Source organism: Candidatus Aquicultor secundus (assembly GCF_002791875.1).
Taxonomy (GTDB): domain Bacteria; phylum Actinomycetota; class Aquicultoria; order Aquicultorales; family Aquicultoraceae; genus Aquicultor_A; species Aquicultor_A secundus.
In genome coordinates this window covers 1-4028 of sequence record NZ_PFNG01000051.1, presented here as the reverse complement: position 1 = coordinate 4028, position 4028 = coordinate 1, and the positions used below count along the sequence as shown (strand labels likewise).

2 protein-coding genes are annotated in these 4028 nt (G+C 39.8%); both read right to left on the bottom strand.

Annotation, left to right across the window (positions count from 1 at the left end; translation table 11 throughout):
* A partial coding sequence (locus COY37_RS02065) for a prenyltransferase/squalene oxidase repeat-containing protein (RefSeq protein WP_286975800.1) occupies positions 1 to 549 on the bottom strand: 549 nt, incomplete at its 3' end.
* 66 nt (positions 550 to 615) lie between these two features.
* Positions 616 to 3762, bottom strand: coding sequence for an MBL fold metallo-hydrolase (locus COY37_RS02060; RefSeq protein WP_286975799.1), 3147 nt, complete (start codon positions 3760 to 3762; stop codon positions 616 to 618).
* Positions 3763 to 4028: the final 266 nt, after the last annotated feature.

Genomic DNA, 4028 nt, shown 5'->3' with positions numbered 1-4028 from the left:
TCCGGTACTCCATGGATCGCTTCCGATAGGATGGTTCTTCCACGGTCCAAAGCCACCATCGTCAATCTGCTCAGCAGCGAGATAAGTTAGCGTCTGCTCGATGAGACTGGGGTTTTTCGGTTGGATCGCGTTTCGTCCAAATGCCATAAGTGTGAGTCCACCCTTGTAGGTGAGCTTTACCTTAGCTTTCATATCTTTTGCCCATTCATTCTCTAACCACGAGAACGCGGATTCACAAAACAGTTGAGGAAGTAAGGCTAGAGCAAGGCTTGTTGTAGGGATTCTTGGCATGTCTCGGTTTGTTAGACCCCAGCCGCCCGATGGATGCTGCATCGATTTGAGCCATTTTAAGGCATCGTTAATTTTAGGAAGGTAGTGTCCGCCGAAATTACATAATGCTTTTGCACACCAGATCGTCTCCTCGGTATCTGACCATCCGCCGTCTTTGAGTTGCTTTTTTAATATAAAAGAAGCGACCTTTTGTGCATGTTCCACTTTTTGATTGCTATAAGCAATTGATGTAATCCTACAAATACGCTTAGGTTCCATGCACCTTGAAAGCAAAGATTCTTGTGAGGCTATAAGAGATCTGCGCGCTTTTGACAAATAGGACATTTATAAATCTTCTCTAACTTTTACTAGCCAGCCATTCTCATGGTAGTCTTTTATTTGCTCCATAACCATTTTTTCTCGATAACTCCAGCATGCTTTACAGACATAATAAGTCGCCTCTTCTTTTCCGTAGGGAACAATTTCTATGTCTTTGGGCTCGACCAAAGAACCACATGCAAAGCAAAATGTTTTCGGTTGTGGCTCGTTTGAGATATCGCCAAGTAGTTTAATGGTCAAACCGACGTCTTCAGGTAAGAAATGTGTTTGCTCAGCCGTTTCATTTAGTTGGTTTGCCAAGTCTGTTTTCAGCCCGCCTTTAAGCTCTTCGCCAAGCTCAGATATGATTATTAATTTCGGTATCTTACGTCCGTTGGTGAGCTTTTCGGTTAGTAGTGTAAATCCCGGCCAATATAAATGGTTTTCGTCACGCAAGATCTTCTCTACACCTTCATGCTTATTTAGGGTCCTATTGATTTGTTCACGGTTTGTCACGTTGACGATTGCACCCAGATTTATACACATTGCTGCAATACCTTCGTATTGTTCCTCCATGCCTTCCCACCATCTTGTATCACCCGTGAAACCGATTATTGGTTTCACAGTCTCGGTCTGTGGCGTTTTCTGTCTTGCGCTTATAATTATCCCTAATGTATCGTATGCAGTGTAGTCCTGGTGTAATGCTTTTCTAACATTTATCGTAAAATGCTCTAATTGGTCTATTGATGGAAGTTGCTTAACATTACCATTCTTATAGTTAGCAACAATAACATCACAAAAATACTCTTTTGACTGAGTTATTGCTTGCGAGTATTTATCAAAACAACCGGCTGACATTATTGCGAGAAGCTTTTTATCTTTGCTTTTCGTTCTTTTGTTGTACTCTGCGAATAAGCTAATGATCGGAATAAAATCAACTGTGTGATCAACATGTGCATGTGACATGACAACCGCTGTTATGTCCCGTATTGAGAACCCTTCACGCTGGAAATTCTCTAAGAAATCAAACCCTGGGTCGATAACAATGCCCTCCTCGATTAAGCCATCAGTACCAGTTTTGTAAACAAAATAGCCGCCACCTTTACTATTAATTTCGATACCACTTGATAGTGCGGGTGTGAATGATTGCCATCTTCGAAGGACCGTTAGACAATATGAGTTTTTAATAGGCCGCACTGATGGGTAAATCAACTGTTTATCGAATTTGTCAGTATTTTTTCGTAAGATCTGATAATACGCATTAGCGCGGCATGTTACTGGTGGTTCATTACCTGCTATGTCATCATCGAATTCATATGTACAGTTTTTAAATGGCCTATCTTTACATTTCAGCCCGTCATCTTTATCGCAATAGACTATCTCCGAGAACTCAATAACCTTCTCGCTACATGTTTTTGGTAGTCGGTAGAGAAGATCGGAGATGTTTGGGTCTAACACCTGTAATCTTCGTTGATATTTAGCCTTTCTCCATTCAAGCGTTTTAGGGTCATACACAACTATCTTTAATGCATCCATCTCTAGTTTCTTATACTTTTGATTGTCTATTGACTTATTGATATCTTCTAAAAGCCCAAGAAATGTTTCTTGGCGGCTCTCTTTATCTTGCAGCCGACGGTTCTCTTTGAAGCAACTGTTGAAGATGTTTTGAATAGTACTCTTATGGTTTTTCCAATCTATTTTTTTAGCGCGAGCATCTAGCTGATCTCGCCATGTCTTTATCTTATCTTTTGACTTATCGCTTGGTTTAAGTTTATCGATGATATCTATTGCATTTTTTATAGACTGTCTTATTTTGTTAAGCGCATCATAATAATCTAACCATAAAAGGTATACTTGCTTAATTTTATCAGAGTTTTTCATATCACCTGAAATTGCTCTTGCAAGTTCCAATAAAGTCTCAAAGTCCGTTTTGAATTTACTTGAGGCATCTTCTATGCTTATTATCTTATCCAGTAAATCTTGTCCCCTGAAGGTTTCAATTGAACCTTGCTCGATCTTTTTAGCCTTTTCTCTAAATTGACGGAGTTTACAAATAATACTTCGCCTAAATTTCTCAACATCATATCTGAGAAGAACCGAACAATACTTTTGGTACAGTATCGGCACTTTGTCTCTATATTTTTTGTCATCAAAAGCAGATTTTCCACCCAGCAGTGTTTTACAGTATTTGATATTGCAATCACAAGATGCTGTAATATCGCATGCATCCCAGGCATCCCCATCTATTCCAGCATCAGCTCTTAAGACGTTGCGCCACTTGTCCTTATAAGGTGTCTCATGGTGCCAATCATCATCAAGCGTTCCTATAATTTCCGTAGATCTATTTAAATCGGATAAAATTTCTGCGAAGGTCAAAACGGTGGGGTAATAAATATATTTTCTCCAGAGGGCTGCATCCTCACTGCAGATTTTTCCTGATCGATATTGCGATTTGTTGCTGATATAGTAGTTAGCGTTATCGCTATTAGATAACTCGCCATTTTCGTCGAAGACACTAAGAATCTCGTTGAGAGTATCTAAAGCATCACTATGCCGATGGCAATGCTGCAAACCTCTACCCTTATTGAATAAAGCCAGTAATTCATAAATGTTTTCACCAATCGCTGAGGTTTGCTTAATAAATGTTATTGCCTTGTCAGCATAACCAATTGATAGCTCACGCTTATAACAAGCACTTACTTCATTTAAATAAACAAGGTATAAGGTCTTATTCATCTCGTAATCATGAGACATAGCTGTTTTGCTTGGGTATGGTGCGTGGTTTGCTAGCAAGAAGCGTGCGACCTCATCAAGTTGGCCTGGTGGATTACCTGCGCGCTGCAATAGCGCGCGTAACCTTTTCGCTAAGAAAAGGTTAAACCAAGCATGCTCGACAGAATTATCAGATGGTAAAGCTTCCAGAGATACACTGGATTCTGTCTCAAGGGTTATCTTTGAGACCTTCTTGAAGCTTGCTTTATTATAGAGGAATGAGGCTACGTCGGTCTTTACTTCGGATCCAAGGGTCTCCAAAAGTTCTTCATCAGTTTTTTGGCCCTTACCGCCGATATGTAGAATAATTTTGTTTTTGCCCTGATTGTACTCCTCTTCATCGATGGCAAGGTCGTACAATATATTAAATTTTTCCAGTGCTCGAAAATCTTCTTCGTTCATCTATATCCTTTAATGCTACCTGCATCCATGACAAGAGGAGCATTGCCGGCAAGCGAGTTCGCGATTATCGGCATTAATAATCTGGAGCGGGAATTCCATCTTCGCTTGTTTTCTTACAATGGGTTTTTCGTATGCCCTCTTTTTAGTCTTTTTCATGACTACACCTCTTTTCTATTATAAGCGCTTGGTTAATAAATTCACCAACTATTTCCATAATATCCGCTCTATATTGCAACTCTTCGACCTCGAATACGTTTAAAAACTCA

Coding starts and splice junctions, on each gene's coding strand:
- COY37_RS02060 (WP_286975799.1), bottom strand. CDS start 3,762: ATGAACGAAGAAGATTTTCGAGCACTGGAAAAATTTAATATATTGTAC.